This window comes from Flavobacterium sp. DW-iso2, assembly GCF_058725285.1.
Genome location: NZ_JBZXDY010000002.1, coordinates 259,133 through 277,461, shown reverse-complemented (window position 1 = coordinate 277,461; position 18,329 = coordinate 259,133). Strand labels below are relative to the sequence as shown.

General features: G+C 34.0%; 15 protein-coding genes and 2 tRNA genes. 6 read left to right on the top strand and 11 right to left on the bottom strand.

Annotation, left to right across the window (positions count from 1 at the left end; translation table 11 throughout):
- Window positions 1-8 precede the first annotated feature (8 nt).
- Window positions 9-1,415: a SusD/RagB family nutrient-binding outer membrane lipoprotein gene (locus AC4PRO_RS02640; RefSeq protein ID WP_492116190.1), complete on the top strand. Its 1,407-nt coding sequence runs from the start codon at window positions 9-11 to the stop codon at window positions 1,413-1,415.
- 17 nt (window positions 1,416-1,432) lie between these two features.
- The gene (locus tag AC4PRO_RS02635) at window positions 1,433-2,515 is read left to right on the top strand and encodes a phosphoglyceromutase (RefSeq protein ID WP_492116189.1); all 1,083 of its coding nucleotides are present in this window, start codon (window positions 1,433-1,435) and stop codon (window positions 2,513-2,515) included.
- An 82-nt stretch (window positions 2,516-2,597) separates the two neighbouring features.
- Here the strand turns inward: AC4PRO_RS02635 and rlmN are convergent, their stop codons facing one another.
- The gene (rlmN, locus tag AC4PRO_RS02630) at window positions 2,598-3,641 is read right to left on the bottom strand and encodes a dual-specificity RNA methyltransferase RlmN (protein ID WP_492116188.1); all 1,044 of its coding nucleotides are present in this window, start codon (window positions 3,639-3,641) and stop codon (window positions 2,598-2,600) included.
- A gap of 81 nt (window positions 3,642-3,722) precedes the next feature.
- Between rlmN and AC4PRO_RS02625 the strand changes: the two genes are divergently transcribed.
- Window positions 3,723-4,364, top strand: coding sequence for an O-methyltransferase (locus AC4PRO_RS02625; protein ID WP_492116187.1), 642 nt, complete (start codon window positions 3,723-3,725; stop codon window positions 4,362-4,364).
- Between the two features lie 164 nt (window positions 4,365-4,528).
- Here AC4PRO_RS02625 and AC4PRO_RS02620 read toward each other — a convergent pair whose 3' ends face one another.
- The 7 genes from AC4PRO_RS02620 to AC4PRO_RS02590 form a co-directional block, all read right to left on the bottom strand.
- Complete coding sequence (locus AC4PRO_RS02620; RefSeq protein WP_492116186.1) at window positions 4,529-5,092, bottom strand: phosphatase PAP2 family protein; 564 nt, start codon at window positions 5,090-5,092, stop codon at window positions 4,529-4,531.
- The gene (locus AC4PRO_RS02615) at window positions 5,092-5,418 is read right to left on the bottom strand and encodes a Sec-independent protein translocase subunit TatA/TatB (RefSeq protein WP_074721582.1); all 327 of its coding nucleotides are present in this window, start codon (window positions 5,416-5,418) and stop codon (window positions 5,092-5,094) included. Before AC4PRO_RS02615 ends, AC4PRO_RS02620 begins: the two co-directional genes overlap by 1 nt.
- Before the next feature lie 108 nt (window positions 5,419-5,526).
- Window positions 5,527-7,767, bottom strand: a complete 2,241-nt coding sequence (locus tag AC4PRO_RS02610) for a M1 family metallopeptidase (protein ID WP_074721584.1) — start codon at window positions 7,765-7,767, stop codon at window positions 5,527-5,529.
- Between the two features lie 64 nt (window positions 7,768-7,831).
- Complete coding sequence (locus tag AC4PRO_RS02605) at window positions 7,832-8,335, bottom strand: DUF6702 family protein (RefSeq protein WP_074721586.1); 504 nt, start codon at window positions 8,333-8,335, stop codon at window positions 7,832-7,834.
- A gap of 135 nt (window positions 8,336-8,470) precedes the next feature.
- Entirely contained in the window at window positions 8,471-9,220 is a 750-nt protein-coding gene (bamP, locus tag AC4PRO_RS02600) for a BamP family beta-barrel-assembly machinery protein (protein ID WP_492116185.1), read from the bottom strand.
- Window positions 9,210-9,953 (bottom strand): peptidase associated/transthyretin-like domain-containing protein, encoded by a 744-nt coding sequence (locus tag AC4PRO_RS02595; protein WP_492116184.1) that lies wholly within the window; start codon window positions 9,951-9,953, stop codon window positions 9,210-9,212. Before AC4PRO_RS02595 ends, bamP begins: the two co-directional genes overlap by 11 nt.
- Complete coding sequence (locus tag AC4PRO_RS02590) at window positions 9,925-10,662, bottom strand: peptidase associated/transthyretin-like domain-containing protein (protein WP_492116183.1); 738 nt, start codon at window positions 10,660-10,662, stop codon at window positions 9,925-9,927. Before AC4PRO_RS02590 ends, AC4PRO_RS02595 begins: the two co-directional genes overlap by 29 nt.
- A gap of 164 nt (window positions 10,663-10,826) precedes the next feature.
- Between AC4PRO_RS02590 and pepE the strand changes: the two genes are divergently transcribed.
- Window positions 10,827-11,534, top strand: a complete 708-nt coding sequence (pepE, locus tag AC4PRO_RS02585) for a dipeptidase PepE (protein WP_492116182.1) — start codon at window positions 10,827-10,829, stop codon at window positions 11,532-11,534.
- Window positions 11,535-11,567: 33 nt separating this feature from the next.
- On the opposite strand, the gene AC4PRO_RS02580 is transcribed toward pepE, so the two are convergent.
- The 3 genes from AC4PRO_RS02580 to AC4PRO_RS02570 form a co-directional block, all read right to left on the bottom strand.
- A tRNA-Gly gene (locus tag AC4PRO_RS02580) sits at window positions 11,568-11,640 on the bottom strand.
- Window positions 11,641-11,826: 186 nt separating this feature from the next.
- Window positions 11,827-11,899 (bottom strand) — tRNA-Gly (locus AC4PRO_RS02575).
- Window positions 11,900-12,376: 477 nt separating this feature from the next.
- On the bottom strand, window positions 12,377-13,090 hold the full coding sequence (locus AC4PRO_RS02570; protein WP_492116181.1) for a murein L,D-transpeptidase catalytic domain family protein: 714 nt from the start codon (window positions 13,088-13,090) through the stop codon (window positions 12,377-12,379).
- Window positions 13,091-13,281: 191 nt separating this feature from the next.
- On the opposite strand from AC4PRO_RS02570, the gene AC4PRO_RS02565 reads away from it, so the two are divergent.
- A complete protein-coding gene (locus AC4PRO_RS02565) occupies window positions 13,282-15,678 on the top strand; it encodes a DUF5916 domain-containing protein (protein WP_492116180.1) in 2,397 nt (798 codons plus the stop codon).
- Window positions 15,679-15,815: 137 nt separating this feature from the next.
- Window positions 15,816-18,230, top strand: coding sequence for a DUF5916 domain-containing protein (locus AC4PRO_RS02560; RefSeq protein WP_492116206.1), 2,415 nt, complete (start codon window positions 15,816-15,818; stop codon window positions 18,228-18,230).
- Window positions 18,231-18,329: the final 99 nt, after the last annotated feature.

Sequence of the window (18,329 nt, the reverse complement as noted above, 5' to 3'; positions counted from 1 at the left end):
AAATTATCATGAAAAAAATCATATTATTTACATTATTATTAAGCGTCAGTATTTCTTGTACTGATGGTTTTGAAGAAATAAACACTAATAAAAATCAACCTACTACCTCACAACCTAAGCAGTTACTACCTAACGTTATTTTTAACTTAGCAAACACTAACGTTACAAATTCATTCAACTTTGGTGACATTCTTGCTCAATATGGCGGTAACTACGAGTACAACGAACTAGACGTTTACAACTGGGGCGCTGACAATCGTTTTTGGGGAATGTACAAATGGCTTAATGATATTTATGACATTAAAAAACAAGCAATCGCATTAAATGATAAGAACTACGAGGCTATAAGTCTTATTCTTGAAACGTATACTATGAGCATTATTACTGATTCTTATGGTTATGCGCCTTATCTTGAAGCATCAAAAGGAGAAGAAGGAATTTTGAAACCAAAATACGATTCGCAAGAAGCAATTTACACACAGCTGCTCTTAAATTTAGATCAGGCAAATGCTATCATTGATACCAAAACAAAGGTTGAAGGCGACTTATTATTTGGTGGAGACATGTTGAAATGGAAAAAATTTGCCAATTCACTTCATTTAAGACTTTTGATGCGCATTTCTAATAAAGTAAACGTGAGTACTAAACTAAACGAAATCATTTCTAAACCTGCTCAATATCCTGTATTTGCATCTAATGCTGATAATGCTACTTATTTTTATTCAGGAAGTTATCCTAATATTTCTCCAATGAGTGATGGTATAAATAGATTGTATGGGTACAATATTGTTATTCCATCTACTAATTTGGTAAACACATTGTTTGCAAATAATGACCCAAGACTTGAAGAGTGGATTGATCCAATTGTAGGAACTACAAATCATTTAGGACTTGAGCCAGGACTTACTTTAGACCAAATAGGTGAGCCAAAAAAATATTCAAGAAGAGCCGAAGATTATTTCTATACCAAAACAAAAATAACGGCAATATTCATGACGTATAGCGAGCTGAATTTCTTGTTAGCAGAAGCAAGCCAGCGCAATCTTATTACAACGGGATCTGCTCAAGCGTATTACAATACTGCGGTAGAAGCTTCTTTTAAACAATGGAATGTGCTTATTCCTACAGATTACTTGACTACTACTGCTCCTTATAACGCTACTACTGAAGTTTTATATACTCAAAAATGGTTAGCTTTATATCATACTGGAGTAGAATCATGGTTTGACTGGAAGAGAACTGGAAAACCTAGTTTTATTAAAGCGGGTCCTGGAGCAAAAAATAATGGCAAAGTTCCAAGACGCATTATGTATCCTAGCTTAGAACAGTCTGTAAATGCCGAAAACAATAGTGCCGCTTTACAAAAAATGGGTGGCGATGATATTAACGCAAAAGTATGGTGGGATAATTTTTAATTTTAAAAACAACAAACATGAAAAAAATATTTTTAATTTTGATTCTTTTTAGTGCTATTGTTACAAAAGCACAACAAGCTGAAAACATAATTATCATTACAACCGATGGTTTTAGATGGCAAGAGGCCTTCAAGGGAATGGATGAAACATTGGCTAGAGATAAAAAGTTTAATCAAAATGACAGCAGCTATATCTATAAAAAATACTGGGCTGAAAACATTAATGAACGCAGGGAAAAACTAATGCCTTTTATGTGGTCTGTATTAGCAAAAAAAGGACAAATTTATGGCAATAGAAGCCTTGGAAACAAGGTTAATAATGCCAATCCATACTGGTTTAGCTATCCTGGGTACAACGAAATAATGACTGGTTATGCCGATACATTAATCAATTCTAATCACTATCCTGTAAATCCTAATGTTACTATTTTAGAATATTTAAACAAGCAAACAAAAATAAAAGGAAAAATAGCCGCTTTTGGCGCTTGGGATGCTTTTGATAATATTTTGAATGAAAAACGAGCTGGTTTTCCTGTAATCTCAGCATTTGACAATGTAGGTGGTAAAAATCCCACAGAGAAACAAAAACTAATTAATGCCATGCTAGCCGATTCCTTTAAACCTTTCCACGAAGAAGAATGCCTAGATGTTTACACACATTATGGTGCATTGGAAGAATTAAAAACAACTAAACCACGTGTCCTCTATATTTCTTATGGAGAAACAGACGAATGGGCGCATGCTGGTTTTTACCGTTCCTATCTAGATGCGGCACATCAAGTGGATGCGTGGATAAGAGAAATTTGGAATTTTGTTCAAAATGACCCACAATACAAAGACAAAACGGCTTTAGTTTTCACTACTGATCATGGTCGTGGTGATAAAGTAAAAGCAGAATGGACGAGTCATGGTAATAAGTTTCAAGGATCTGATGAAATATGGTTTGCAGCTATGGGACCAAAAATTGAAGCTAAAGGAGAAATGAAAACAGAATCTCAATTGTACCAAAATCAATTTGCACAAACAATGGCAAAAATTATGGGATATACCTTTGAAGCGGAGCACCCAATTGCAAAAGAGATTATAGGAGTAGTGCAATAAAAAAAACACTTATCAAAAAAAAGGGTTTGACTGATCAGTCAAACCCTTTTTTATTTCGATTCCCAGACTATATTTGATAAAACTAAGCTTGTTTATTCGCTAGTTGTCCGCAGGCAGCGTCAATATCTTTTCCTCTACTTCTGCGCACTTTTACCACAATTCCGCTTGCTTCTAATGCTTTAATATAAGCATTTGTCGCTTCCTCTGAAGCTTGCTGAAATTCGCCGTCATCAATAGGGTTATACTCTATCAAGTTCACTTTGCAAGGAACGTATTTACAAAATTTAACTAAGGCATCAATGGACTCTTTATTATCATTAATATCCTTCCAAACCACATATTCATAGGAAATTTTGCTTTTGGTTTTTCTGTACCAATATTCCAATGATTCGCGTAAATCAGCCAAAGGGAAATTTTTACTGAAAGGCATAATTTTAGAACGGATCTCATCAATTGCAGAATGCAGTGATACTGCTAACTTGACTTTCACATCGTCATCTGCTAATTTTTTAATCATTTTAGGCACTCCTGAGGTGGAAACCATAATTCGTTTAGGAGACATCCCTAAACCTTCTGACGAAGTGATCATTTCGATTGCTTTCATCATATTATTATAGTTCATGAGCGGTTCTCCCATTCCCATAAAAACAATATTTGACAAAGGGTGATTGTAATACAAACGACTCTCTTTATCTATCGCCAATACCTGATCGTAAATCTCACCTGGCTCTAAATTTCTCATTCTTTTTAATCGTGCTGTAGCACAAAAATTACAATCTAAACTACAACCCACCTGGCTAGAAACACAGGCTGTTGTTCTGGTATTAGTAGGAATCAAAACAGACTCTACTACTAAACCATCATGCAAACGAACTGCATTTTTTATGGTTCCGTCGTCAGAACGTTGAATTGTATCCACTTTAATGTGATTGATAACAAAGTTACTTTCTAACATGGCTCGTGTTTCCTTAGAAATATTAGTCATATCCTCAAAACTGTGAGCCCCCTTGCTCCACAACCATTCGTATACTTGATTCCCGCGAAAAGCTTTGTCCCCATGGGTAACAAAAAATTCACGTAATAATTCTTTAGATACGGCTCGAATGTCTTTTTTCTCAATTTGCATGCTGCAAATTTAATGACTATTTCTTGATTTGTTGTTTTGATAATTTAATAACTTTACACCAAATTGAAAAAACCAGTACAAATGCACTTCATTTCCCAAGACTTAGAAGATTATATTGAGCAACACTCTGAAAAAGAGCCTGAATTATTAGCCGCTTTAAATAAAGAAACCTACCAAAAAATTTTATTGCCTCGCATGTTAAGCGGGCATTTTCAGGGACGCGTTTTGAGCATGCTAGCTAAATTGATTCGCCCAGTGAATATTCTCGAAATCGGAACGTATACGGGCTATTCTGCTTTGTGTTTGTGCGAGGGAATGCAAGAAAACGGCACACTACATACCATTGACATCAAAGAAGAACTAATTGATTTCCAAAGAAAGCATTTTGACAAGTCGCCTTGGGGAAAACAAATAGTTCAGCATCTAGGTGAAGCAGTGGACATTATACCTACATTGGATGTGAAATTTGATTTGGTTTTTATTGACGCTGATAAGGAAAACTACATTAATTATTTCAATATCATTTTGCCAAAAATGAATAAAGGAGGGATTATCCTTTCGGACAATGTTTTATGGAGCGGAAAGGTTCTAGAACCAATTCATCCAAATGATCTGAGCACAAAAATACTGGTAGAATACAATGTATTATTAAAAAATGACCCAAGGGTTGAAACTGTTTTGTTGCCTATTCGTGATGGATTGACGGTAAGTCGAGTATTGTAATTGTAATTTTTATTTTTAGCCCCGATGGAAATAAAAATCCTTAGGGATAAAAATGAATTTTTTCTAAACAAAAAAGAGCGACCAACGGAAGCTCCTTTATTGTTATTGAAAAAACCATTTTCATCCCTAAGATTGAAATGAACAGCTGGAATTGCTCCCGAAAATTAAAGCGGAAAATATCTTTTTTGGACTACTTGATATATTTTAAAGACTGAATACCCTGAAAATATCCCGAATAAATATCCACAAATAATATCTATCGGATAATGCAAGCCCAAGTAAATCCTACTATAAGCGAAAACTAGTGGCCATAAAAACAGTAAGTAGCCATATTTGTAATGACGGTATATAACACTATAAATAAATGTGGCAACTGCCATACTATTTGCAGCGTGACCTGAGAAAAAACTAAAGGAAGTACGACTTTGAACTACTCGTATTATGGTATTAATTTCAGGGTTACTGCAGGGACGCAGTCTTTGAAATCCATTTTTAAACAAGTTAGTTACTTGGTCCGTGAATGCAATTAAAACGGCGATAGCTAAAATAAAATAGAGCGTTTGTTTTGCTCCTAATTTATTATAAATAAAGTATAAAAGCACGAGAAAAAAAGGAGTCCAATAGAGTTGTTGGGTAATTATTAGCCAAAGACCATCATACCTTTCTGAACCTAAACTATTCAAGTAGATGAGTAATTCAGTATCCAGAGACAGAATTTTATCGAGCATTATTTACTTCGTTTTACAGGTCCAGTAATCTCTTCTATATCTTCCTTAACTTTAGTAGCCTGAGTAATGGAATCACCCATAAGGTCATTCTTAACTTTATCAATCTGGGTATTAAAGTTACCCGTCATATCTGACAAGGATTTTGCATCAAGACCATTAGCCTCAACCCCTTTTTGAATTTCACTTTTTATGTCGTTAGTCGCATGTTTTAATTGCGCCATAGCCTTACCCATAGTTCGAGCCATTTCTGGTACTTTATCTGAACCAAAAAGCATTAGCACAATAAACAGTATAAAAACTAACTCTCCTCCTCCTATACCAAACATAACTATTAATTTTAATTGCTGCAAAGATACCAAATTTAGAATCCCCGACTTTTAAATTTTTCATAAAAAAAAAGACTCAAAATTGAGTCTTTTTTTTAAGCTTATTACTTAGTCAAATTTACTTTTTACTTCTCCTTTTGGCCAAGTATTATTAGTCACATCAATATCTGCTGTTTCTAATTTAGGGTCAATTTGAATTTTCTTGATTGCTTTCTCAGTAGCATACACCTTTTTAGCACTCTCGTTATTCTTTCTCCAAATTTGAGCTGGATATTTGAAGTTTTCAATTGTACCATCCTCATATGTGATTTCAACTAGTATAGGCATAATCATTCCGCCTGGTTTATTGAACTCTACTTCATAAAAGTATTTTGGAGATTTAAGACTTCCTTTTTCTTCAGCTGTAAGTGTACTTACATAATCCGAAAGCAATTTTACATCCTCAATTTTCAGCGCTTTCTTTTGATTTGGTTTTAACTCTGCATTGTTCTCTGCAACTAAATAAACAAATGGTCCTTTATCCAAACCAAAACGACCTTTTCTTACCTTGGCGTCTTTTAATTCTTTTGTAGCCGTTTCAGAAACATAATATTGTTTTACTTCTTTAATACCAATATCTACAAAGTCAGTGGAGTAAAACCACCCTCTAAAGAACCAGTCCAGATCAACAGCAGAAGCGTCTTCCATTGTTCTAAAGAAGTCTTCTGGAGTAGGATGCTTGAATTTCCAACGGTTTGCATATACTTTAAAAGCATAATCAAACAATTCTCTACCCATTATCGTTTCTCTTAGAATATTCAATCCTGTCGCAGGTTTTCCGTATGCATTGTTTCCAAACTGTATGATAGTTTCTGAATTTGACATTATAGGTTCCAAGAAATTTTGATCCCCACTCATATACGGTACAATATTTTTTGCAGGACCACGTCTTGAAGGAAAGTTAGTTCCTAATTCCTGCTCTGCCATGAACTCCATAAAAGAGTTTAATCCTTCATCCATCCATGTCCATTGACGCTCGTCTGAATTCACGATCATTGGAAAAAAGTTGTGCCCTACTTCGTGAATCACAACACCCATCATCCCATTTTTAATTTGCTCGCTTGTCACTCCATTTTCATCAGGACGACCAAAATTCCAACAAATCATTGGATATTCCATTCCTTGATCTTCTGCAGAAACTGAAACTGCTTTCGGATAAGGGTAATCAAAAGTATGTGAAGAATAGCTTTTTAATGTGTGCGCTACTGTTACTGTTGACGTTTCTCCCCAAAGCGGATTTGCTTCTTTAGGATAAATTGAAACAGCCATCGTAGTTGAATTACTTAATTGTACAGCCATCGCATCAAGAATAAATTTTCTTGAAGTTGCTATACCAAAATCTCTAACGTTTTTAGCGCTGAACTTCCAGGTTTTTTTCTTGTCAGAAAACCCTTTTTCAGCTGCTTCAGCTTCCGCCTGCGTAACAATTACTACAGGTTTATCGAATGTTTTTTGAGCTAACTCATATCTTTTTACTTGAGCTGGTGTAAACACTTCGCTTCTGTTCATCAATTCTCCTGTTGCCTCCATAACGTGATCTGCAGGAACAGTTATGTTAACGTCAAAATTTCCAAAAGGCACAGCGAATTCACCACTTCCCCAGAATTGCATATTTTGCCAACCTTCAACATCATTGTAAACTGCCATTCTAGGATAGAATTGTGCAATTACATAAATCTTGTTTCCTTCTTTTTCGAATAGTTCATATCCAGAACGACCCCCTTCTTTTTGGTAATCATTGATATTATACCACCATTTAACTGAAAATGAAATTGAAGTACCCGGTTTCAATGGAGAAGCCAAATCTATCCTCATCATCGTATGATTGATAGTATAAGTCATTAGAGCTCCTTTGACATCTTTAACGTACTCAATATTAAACCCACGATCTAAATCTTTCTTTAAAAATTTATCAGCAAAACCAGAAGCTGGAAAAGTTTGTGTAATTCTCTCGCTTTCAGCTAGAGGAGATTCAGAATCTTTAGCCGCTTGATTTTGATCCAATTGAACCCATAAATAATCTAGATTATCTGGCGAATTGTTATAATAAGTAACCGTTTCAGAACCACTTAATTTAGCGTTTTTATCATCTAACTCAATGTCTATTTTATAATCTGCTTGTTGTTGGTAATAAGCTGGACCGGGAGCACCTGCAGCATTACGAAACATATTAGGCGTGGCTAATAAATCGTACATCTGACTGAACTTATTCGTATCGTACTTACCTGATTGCTTTGGAGTTACCGTTGTTGCTTTTTCTTGAGCAAATAACATTGCCGGAAGAATAAAAAATAATGTGATTTTTTTCATGGATAGAATTCGAATTATTTAAGTGCGTGAAAATACTGTTTTTTACCAAATAACGGTTATTTAATCAGAATTTTAACATTCGTTTAGTTGAAGAAGCGGTGAAAAGAAAACTCTGTTTCGTCCCTAAAACAGTGAAGTGAGCAATGTTTTGCTGCTCTGAATCCCAATCAACTAAAATAGCGTTATACACTTCTAGTGATTTTAATTTAGGAATGTCTTTTATACTTGAATAACAAATAAGAACATCCCCTTCTAATTCTTTACTTAAGAAATTAACAGGCCTAGATTGCCCGTTGACTTTTACTGTAAAGTATTCAGATAAATACTTTTTGAGCAAAACCAAATCTTCAGGAGATTCTTTGTCTGTACCGATATAAAGCTTCTTCTTGTACTTTTTTTCCAGGGCTTTATTCAAGTCGTCTACAAAAATTCTGGAGGTAATTTGTAACATTTCCTTTTCAGGCGCATAATTAATTTGATACACCGCTACATAAAATTTATGAAATCCAAAAGAAGTTAAGCTCAGGAAGAAGATTCCGAAAAAGAGATATAATATTGTTTTTTTCATTTTACAAAAATAGCAATTCTTTTGTACTCCTAGTTTACTGTAGCAAGAAAATCAATAAGTTGAAATGAATTCCCCTTACTAAAAGCAAAATCAGATTTGGAAGTACACATAAAAAAGTATATCCTCTACATTTACCTAAAAAGTGGTGATTTTTTTATATTCTTTATTTTTTGTGATTAGAAAATCCATAAGTTGAAATTCTTCACTGGGTTGCATTAACATTCTTGATTTAGGGTCGTTCTCACAAAAAACAAGAAAGAGTTTAATCTCATCATCTTTTAAATTCAACGTATTAGCAAAAAAAGAATAATTAACTTTTTTCAAAACAAGCTCTGAGAAGCTTGTATCTTTGTAAAAGTCGATTTTTTCAGGATTGTTTCTTCGCAGTATTTTTACAACATCTTTGTATATTCTAACAAAGTCCGTCCCGTACTCAATACTTCCATCTCGCGGCATCGCTGTATTTTTTAGCGCAGACTTGTCATCACCAAAATACATCAAATCGACATATTTTTGAGAGCCTCCGGCAACTGGATTAAGTTCTTTTTTGGCTGCGATTAACACTTCCTTCAATTCATTTGTAAACACTTCAAGTGTTACAACAAATTGAGGGGTAATGAAATCTTTTTCAGAAAGCACAATTTTTTTTGATTTAAATGTCAAACTCGAAAAAACCAGTGTGTCATTCACTTTAGCCATAACAGTAAAAAAACCGTATTGATTGACAACGGCACCCGTTTTTGAATTAGCATCAAAAACAATTACATTTTCGACTGGCGCCAAATCATTTCTAACCTGACCTTTCAATGTTTTTCTAGATTCATTCTGCCCAAAGCAAAACTGGCAAAACAAAGAGAATAATAAGATTCCAATTTTAGTTTTCATTTGATATAATTTTATTGTATTTCTTGGCTAAAGTAATAATTAGGAATTGAGATAATGTTTTATTCCTTGAATTCAAAGACGCAACTAAATCGCTATCCTCAACACAATAATATTGAAATCCCCGGATGTACTCTTCAGGGATATTTAATGTTTCCGTATAATATTCAGCTAAAAAAAGGTAGTCTAACTTGACTAACATTTGTTCTTTATATTCCACTGCAACTTCTTTTTTAAGCATGGCTTTTCGTCCTGAAATCGCATTCAAAAGTCCGTCGATACCTCCACCAGAGGTCGCAGTATAAAACTTTCTTTCGGCAGCAGTGTATTTTTTTTGTCCAAAAGGGATAATCCCTAAATTCTCTGCGCTTATCTGAGTATTTTTATCAACGACAACCTCTTTTAAGTCAATACTTTCAACAATCATTTGAAATTGAACAATCTCAGCGGACAAATCTAGTTTACTAACTCGTCTACGTAAAGTTACGAGATTTACAGCAGAAAAAACTAAAATATCCCCTTCTTTTACAAAAAGAAAAAACAATCCTTCTTTATCAGAAGCTGTCGACCGCTCTGTCGTTAAGTTTAAAATATTCACACCTTCTACAGCAATTGAAACAAAACTAATTTTTCCATGAATTCTTTTAGAATCCACACCTTGCCCTGAAACAACTTGAACAAGTAAAATCAGAAAGAAGATAAAAGTATTATTCGTTTTCACAGGCAATGATTTCATTATATTTTACAGCTAATTCCCCTAATAAGAATTCAGTGATTACTTTGTTTTTTGATTCTAAAATTACGGTGAATCTATCGTTATCTACAGCATAATATTCAAACCCTTTAACGTAGTCTGCTGGAATCTTCAGCTTATCTACAAAATGACTCCTGTCAAACATAGATTCTAGCTCCTTTATAAAAAACTCCTTCTTCTCCACCTTCATTTCTTTTTTTAGCATCGCCGTTCTGCCGCTCAGAAAATTAATCAATGGATCAAATCCCATCGGATTCGTTTTACCGGAACTTGCAGTTGCATATTTACGTTCCGCAGGCGTATAGGATATTTGGTTTTCCGGAATAATACCTAGTGAAACTGCATTGATGTTATCATATCGCCGAATTACCACTTCATTTAACTGATTCATTATTGGCGTCATTTTTACAAAAAAAAGTCCTTTTGCAAAATCCTCTTCCATTAATACAATTCGTCTGCTTTTATACTGCACCGACGAAAACAACAATGTATCCCCAGCTAACCCAGGTATCACAAAATACCCTTCTCCATCTGTAATTGCTGCTTTTTCAGTGGCTAGATTAATAATATAAATTCCGTCGACGTTAAATCCATCCCCATTTACCATCCCCTTTAATTCAGGAGAAACAGATCCTTGTGCCACAGCAGCAGTCGTAAAAACTAGTAAAAAAAGAAACCTCAACCTTACCATAATAATTATTTATATCACCCAACTATTGTTAAGCAGTAAAAGTATCTTAATCCGTTCCAAATTAATTACTAAGGACTTGGTAAAAAAAAGTTAATAAAAAACGAAAAATACAAAAATAAGAAACCCGATTTTATACCTTTAGCCGGAATAAAACAACACAAAAAATGAAAAACATTATCATTGCAAGCACATCTACACTGCACGGAAGTGACTATTTAGAATACCTATTACCCGAATTAAAAATCCACTTTGGCGATTGTAAAACGGTACTCTTTATCCCATACGCAAGACCCAGTGGCATTTCGCATGAAGAATACACCGCAAAGGCTGCTTCGGCTTTCGCCAAAATAAATATAGCGATAAAAGGAATTCATGAATATGATGATGCCGCATCAGCCGTCGAAAGCGCAGAAGGGATTTTTACAGGCGGAGGAAATACTTTTGTATTGGTATCTCAATTGTACAAAAACAACATCATGATCGCTCTTGCAGAAACCGTAAAAAAAGGAACTCCTTATCTAGGGACCAGCGCGGGAAGCGTTATTTGCGGGCTAAGTATGCAAACTACTAATGACATGCCTATTGTTTATCCGCCAAGTTTTAAAACCTTAGGACTAATTCCTTTTGACATTAACGCACATTTTTTAGACGCAGACTTACAATCTAAACATATGGGCGAAACACGCGACACCAGAATAAAAGAATTTCATGCCTACAACAACATTCCTGTTTTAGGATTGCGAGAAGGAAGTTGGCTAAAAGTAGATGGAGTTAAAATAATAGTAAAAGGAGAACTGTCAGCCAAACTTTTCAAACAAAATAAGACCGCTGAAGAACTTCAAACCGGAACTGACATCAGTTATGTCAAATAAAAAAGCCGAAACAATTAAGTTTCGGCTTTAAAGAGCGAAAGACGAGGCTCGAACTCGCGACAACCAGCTTGGAAGGCTGGAGCTCTACCAACTGAGCTACTTTCGCATTAACAGGGTGCAAATATACAAACTAATTCGAACCAACGCAAGTTTTATTTAAAAAAAATTAAAAACCTTTATTTTGCGAAATTAAGAATGATCCAGTACTATTTTCAACCCTCTTCGAAATGTATAAAAACAGGGCTATTGTACCAATAAAAAAAGCCGAAACAATTAAGTTTCGGCTTTGAAGAGCGAAAGACGAGGCTCGAACTCGCGACAACCAGCTTGGAAGGCTGGAGCTCTACCAACTGAGCTACTTTCGCATTACTATGGTGCAAATATAAATAATAAGTTGGCTTTGAAACAAGTTTTTTGATGAAAATTTTACAAAAAAAATACAGTTAAATTATAACCGTTTTAAAATTAAATTGTTACAACTTATATTTTTTTACGACAGGATGCCTTTTCTTAAAAAAGTAACATTCACAACCCTATTTTTAGTCCCATAAGAAGTGTTAAGACATAGCAAGCTCATCTAAAATGGTACATTCCATCGTGATGATTTAGAAACAACGTCCCGTTTTTCGCCTGTTGTTCAATCAAGATTCAACAGAAATACTTCTTAACACACAAAAAAACTATTTATTCGAAGAAAATAATCAATCTCAAATTTAAGGAATGACCATTTTAGAAACGTGAAGGAATAAAAATTTAATACTCACTCCCCTCCAAATCTTGTTATAAAAAAAGACGCCGTTTGTAGCTTTACAAACGGCGTCTTTTTTTGTGCTTAAACAAGTTTACGAAACTAACTTGGAAGCTATTTTATAGCTATCTGAAGGATAATAAATAAACAAACAGGACTTGTCTTTAATTGTTTGTATTATATCGGAAGCAAGATTCAAGGGAATTGCAGGGCAACCCAAACTTCTCCCTAGTCGTTTATTGTTTTGTATAAAAGAACTAGAAACATAATCAGCGCCATGAATAACAACTGCTCTGTCTCTGGCATTACTATTTATTCCTTTTTCTAAGCCATCTAATCTTAGTGATTTACCGTGCTTTCCACTATATATTTCACCTGTTGCATAAAACCCTAGACTGCTTTTAAAAGATTCCGCTGAGTTTGAAAAGCTGGTAGCAAATTCATTTCCTGTATTTCTTCCGTGAGCGACTAAAGAATTATATAAAATTGTATTAGTGGTCAGGTCAATCACCCAAAGTCTTTTAGAATTGGACGACATACTAAAGTCAATAAGAGTCAGTATATTTTTACTAACTAATCCTTTCTCTTTTAATAAGTAGAACCCTTTAAGTGCTTCTGTGAAACTTTCTTTTTGTGGTAAAGGATATTGGTCAGAGTGTAGGTTGCTGTAAACGGTCTCTTCATTGGTGTCTGAACTCGATTTGACTACTTCAATTCGGGCGACCTTTTTGGCTTCCGGAAAGAATAATTTACTTGAGGTTAATGAAATAAACAATAATACTAGAGCTGGGGAAATTTTATAAATCATTGATTTTTATTACGTTATAAACATAAATTCTAAGATTGCAAATATAGAACTAAAAACAAGTTTTTTTAAAAAAAGAACGCTAAAAAGCTAATATTTAAGACCTTTGTAATTTTATTACTACATTAAAAACCTTGATTATATTTGCTTTATATGTTAATTATATTATTTTTGCTTAAACCTACTACTAAATTATGCATAAATCAACCTATTTACCGATATTATTTTTATTTATTTTCAATTTTACTGCCAATAGTCAAAAAAAGAGCCTTACGGCGAAATCTACTACAGAAAACATTACTATCGACGGTAACTTTAGTGAGAATTCCTGGACAACAAATACCGAGGTAGCCACTGATTTTGTGATGTTTGAACCCGACAATGGCAAACAAATAAGCGCTGACAAAAAAACAGAAGTAAAAGTACTTTATGATAATGAAGCACTTTACATCCTAGCAGTAATGCATGACAACGAACCAAGTAAAATACAAAAAGAAGTCACCAAGCGAGATGTCTTTGGTGTATCTGATCATTTTTCAGTTTCTATAAATGGATTTAATGACGGGCAGCAAGATTTTAGATTTTATGTGAGTGCCGGTGGAGTACAAATGGATTGTTTAGCAACCGAAGACAATGAAGATTTTTCCTGGGATGGCATTTGGGAAAGTAAAGTGAGCTTGACGGACTTTGGATGGGTAGTAGAAATGAAAATTCCATACGCCGCCTTACGTTTTTCGAATGCACAAAAACAAACTTGGGGTTTGAATTTCATGCGGGAAATAAAACGCGATGTTCAAAAGTACACTTGGAATCGTGTTGACACACAAATTGGAGCCGTAATTGCGCAAGAAGGAACGCTCGAAGGAATTGAGAATATAAAACCACCCATACGTCTTTTCTTTATACCTTATACTTCTGCCTATTACCAAGAAGATGATTTTACAGCAGATAGAACTTTGAAAGCCGGACTTGACATAAAGTATGGTATTAACGACTCTTTTACGCTAGACGCCATTTTAGTGCCGGATTTTGGACAAACAAAATTCGACAATGCTATTTTAAACTTAGAACCATTCGAACAAAAACTAGCGGAAAATAGACCTTTTTTTACAGAAGGAACTAATCTATTTAATATTGGAAATATATTCTATTCCAGAAGAATAGGAGGCTCACCAACCACTGAACCGACAATAGCAGCCAATGAGGAAATTACTAAATACCCAAGCTCAGTCGATTTAATCAATGCTGTAAAAGTATCTGGGCGAACCGAGAACGGCTTAGGGATTGGGTTTTTGAATGGAATTACCGAAAAAACATATGCCACAATTCTTAACAATGACACCAAACAGACTAGAAAAGAAGTAATACAACCTTTGACTAATTATAATGTCCTCGTTTTTGACCAACGTTTTAGACAAAACTCATCAGTTTCATTTGTAAACACAAACACAACCCGAAATGGTAGTTTTAGAGACGCAAATGTTTCTGCTTTATTATTTGATCTTAGCACTAAGGCAAATTCATATAATTTATATGGAGACTTTAAATACAGTGCAATAAACGATATAGAGGATTACAATGGTTTTAAATCCTCATTAAATTTTGCCAAAACGATTGGGAAATATCGGTACGCATTTTCTGGAAGATACACCTCTAAAGAATACGATAACAACGACTTAGGCATAAATTTTTATACAAATTATTACAATTTTTACACCAATCTAAGTTACCGAATATTAAATCCTACAAAAACTTTCAACACTTTTAAATTTTTTAATGAATTCAGTGTACTATATGACATTACTACTGGCAAACTTCAAGAGGGATACTATAAACCAACGATTAAAGCTACGTCAAAGCGAAATCATTATTATGAACTAAGTTTTAATATAAGTCCATTTGAAACATTTGATTTTTATGAACCCAGAAGCTACGGTCGATATTTACAAGTACCTAAAAGTATAGGTGGCTACTTAGGTGTCGAATTTAATCGAAACAACGCCTTTACTTTCGATTTTACGCCAAGTTTTACAAAATATGACCAAGCAGGAAGAATTAATTACGGACTTGCAATTGGCCCAAAATACAGAGTAAACGACAAGTTCTCCGTCCTGCTAGTAATCGACTATCTTCATAAAAAGAATGATGTAGGATGGGTAGGCTTTGAAAATAATGATATTGTTTTTGGACAAAGAGACAGAGAAATTCTACAAAATGATCTTACAGGTAAATATGCCATCACTAATAAAATGACTCTTAATCTAACGGCTCGTTATTACTGGTCGTACTCTGATAACCAAGCTTTTTTTACTCTGCAAGACAATGGTGATTTATCACAAAATGACACCTATACTTTAAATCGAAACAGAAATTTTAACTCATGGAATTTTGATTTATCCTACTCCTGGTGGTTTGCACCAGGAAGTGAATTATCTGTCTTATACCGCAATTATGCACAAGAAGGCAGTCGTAATGTCGAAAAAAGATTGAACACCAACCTGAAAAATGTGTTTGATAGTAATATGACTAATATACTGTCAGTAAGCGTTCGCTATTTCATCGATTATAATGTTATAAAAAACAAATTTTGATTTTTTTCACAATAAACTGTAACAATCTGTTTTGGAATTAGTCTATTATCTAAAGTCATTTATAGTACAATTTTGGCAGCATGCTAAACATAAAAAAATGGCTTTCGACTACCTTCATTTCATCAACAGATAATTACATGAAAAACCTTTTTTTGATCTTATGCGTTTTAGTATACACTTTTGGCTACAGCCAAAAAAAAGTTTTACAAACTAAGTTCATAACTGACAACATTACAATAGACGGAAAAATAGATGAAGAAATATGGAAGTCAGCACCTATCGCCACTGATTTCATTATGTATCAACCCGATAATGGCAAAGTTATCCCTGAAAATAAAAGAACCGAAGTAAAGGTTTTATATGACAATGACGCGATTTATATCGCTGCTTTACTGTATGACAATGAGCCTACTAAAATCTTACGCGAAATCACAAAAAGAGATGACTTTGGTACATCAGATTTTTTCGGAATTTTTATTAATGGATATAATGATGGGCAACAGAATTTTCAATTTTTTGTTTCAGCATCAGATGGACAAGCGGATTGTATCTCAACTGAAAGTACTGGGGAAGACTATTCATGGGATGCAATCTGGAAAAGTAAAGCGATAATAACTGATTTTGGTTGGGTTGTAGAAATGAGGATTCCTTATGCTGCACTGCGTTTCTCAGCTGAAGACAAACAAACTTGGGGGCTTAACTTTTTTAGAGAAATTAGGCGTGACCGTCAAAAATATACTTGGAATTTCATTGATTCAAAAGTAGGTAGCTTTATACAGCAATCTGGAGTTCTTGAAGGAATTAAAAACATCAAGCCTCCTACTCGATTATTTCTTTTGCCCTATACTTCCTTTTATCTAAATTCAAATTCTAGCCAAAAAACAACAGGCACCTTGAAAGGAGGATTAGATATAAAATATGGAATTAATGATGCTTTCACCTTAGATGCTATGCTAATACCTGATTTTGGACAAACAAAATATGATGATAAACTATTAATTCTAGGTCCATTTGAACAGCAATTTAATGAGAATCGATCGTTTTTTACTGAAGGCACCGACTTATTTAGTAAAGGGAATTTATTGTATTCAAGAAGAATTGGCGGAAGACCTTCAATATACCCAACGACTACTGATAAGGAAACAATCACCGACAACCCATCAAGTGTGAACCTAATCAACGCTTTAAAAATTTCAGGGAGAACAAAAGGAGGGTTAGGAATTGGAATTTTAAATGCAGTAACCGAAAAAACCTATGCCACTATTGAGAATACAATAACAAAAGAAACTCGTAGGGAAGAAGTCGCGCCTTTAACTAATTATAATGTACTAGTTTTAGATCAACGCTTTAGAAAGAACTCCTCCATATCCTTTATTAATACCAATGTCACTAGAAACGCGCAATTTCGCGATGCAAATGTATCAGCCTTAGTTTGGGATTTAAACACAAAGAAAAATACTTATAACCTTTCTGGTAATTTTAAATATAGTTATATCAATGCTTTGGAAGAAAAAAAAGGTTTTTCCACCACAATGAATTTTGCGGAAACTAGCGGAAAATACAGATATAGTTTTGGTGCTGATCTAGTCACTAAAAAGTATGACAACAACGACTTGGGTATCAATTTCGAGACTAACTACTACTCAATTTATGGAAATGCGAATTATAGGATTTTAAACCCAACAAAACACTTTAACACGTTTAGAGTTAACTACAATTTATATACACAGTTTCATAAGGAAACGGGTAAAACTCAAGGAAACAACATCAACATAAACGTAAATATTGACACCAAAAAAAATCATTATGTAGGATTTGGAACCAATATAAGTCCAATTAAATCTTACGATTTCTACGAAGCCAGAGATAATAATAGATACGTAATTCTCCCTGAAAGATATAATGCTTGGCTTTATATCTCGACTAATTATAATAACAAATTCGCATTTGACTTTAATCCTTATTATGCCATCTTTAATGAAACGAATAGAAACACTTTTGAAATTTCACTAGGGCCTAGATATCGTTTTAATAACAAGTTTTCTTTAAACTACAATTTTTATTTCGAAAGAAAAAACAACGATAAAGGATTTGTAGATCGCATTGCTGATCTAAACACAACTAATCCACAAATAATAATTTTCGCTAATAGAAAAGTAGCCACCTACTCCAATACTCTTTCAGGGAAATACTCCATTAGCAGCCGAATGAATTTTGATTTAGCTATTCGTCAATATTGGTCTTATGCCGAAAATAAAAACTACTTATCATTAGAACAAAACGGAAAACTAGTCGATTATACCAATTACGTTACTAATAAAAACTCTAATTTTTATTCTTGGAATTTTGATTTATCATACTCTTGGTGGTTTGCCCCCGGTAGTCAAATTTCTGTTTTATATCGAAATAATGGAGCTAATTTTGAAAGAGAAATCAATAAAAAATTTGGCGAAAAATTCACTAATTTACTGAACAATGCGGCCTTGAATCATACCTTTTCAATAAGTGTCAAATACTTCATTGATTATAATACCATAAAAAATAAATTCTAAGGTGCATTAATTTTAAAAAAAGACACATTAAGCAGCAAAATTAACATTATTTGGGTACGTTCTCTCCTGAATGTATAATAGTGATTTTGTTCGCTTCGA

Coding starts and splice junctions, on each gene's coding strand:
- AC4PRO_RS02640 (WP_492116190.1), top strand. CDS start 9: ATGAAAAAAATCATATTATTTACATTATTATTAAGCGTCAGTATTTCT.
- AC4PRO_RS02635 (WP_492116189.1), top strand. CDS start 1,433: ATGAAAAAAATATTTTTAATTTTGATTCTTTTTAGTGCTATTGTTACA.
- rlmN (WP_492116188.1), bottom strand. CDS start 3,641: ATGCAAATTGAGAAAAAAGACATTCGAGCCGTATCTAAAGAATTATTA.
- AC4PRO_RS02625 (WP_492116187.1), top strand. CDS start 3,723: ATGCACTTCATTTCCCAAGACTTAGAAGATTATATTGAGCAACACTCT.
- AC4PRO_RS02620 (WP_492116186.1), bottom strand. CDS start 5,092: ATGCTCGATAAAATTCTGTCTCTGGATACTGAATTACTCATCTACTTG.
- AC4PRO_RS02615 (WP_074721582.1), bottom strand. CDS start 5,418: ATGTTTGGTATAGGAGGAGGAGAGTTAGTTTTTATACTGTTTATTGTG.
- AC4PRO_RS02610 (WP_074721584.1), bottom strand. CDS start 7,767: ATGAAAAAAATCACATTATTTTTTATTCTTCCGGCAATGTTATTTGCT.
- AC4PRO_RS02605 (WP_074721586.1), bottom strand. CDS start 8,335: ATGAAAAAAACAATATTATATCTCTTTTTCGGAATCTTCTTCCTGAGC.
- bamP (WP_492116185.1), bottom strand. CDS start 9,220: ATGAAAACTAAAATTGGAATCTTATTATTCTCTTTGTTTTGCCAGTTT.
- AC4PRO_RS02595 (WP_492116184.1), bottom strand. CDS start 9,953: ATGAAATCATTGCCTGTGAAAACGAATAATACTTTTATCTTCTTTCTG.
- AC4PRO_RS02590 (WP_492116183.1), bottom strand. CDS start 10,662: ATGGTAAGGTTGAGGTTTCTTTTTTTACTAGTTTTTACGACTGCTGCT.
- pepE (WP_492116182.1), top strand. CDS start 10,827: ATGAAAAACATTATCATTGCAAGCACATCTACACTGCACGGAAGTGAC.
- AC4PRO_RS02570 (WP_492116181.1), bottom strand. CDS start 13,090: ATGATTTATAAAATTTCCCCAGCTCTAGTATTATTGTTTATTTCATTA.
- AC4PRO_RS02565 (WP_492116180.1), top strand. CDS start 13,282: ATGCATAAATCAACCTATTTACCGATATTATTTTTATTTATTTTCAAT.
- AC4PRO_RS02560 (WP_492116206.1), top strand. CDS start 15,816: ATGAAAAACCTTTTTTTGATCTTATGCGTTTTAGTATACACTTTTGGC.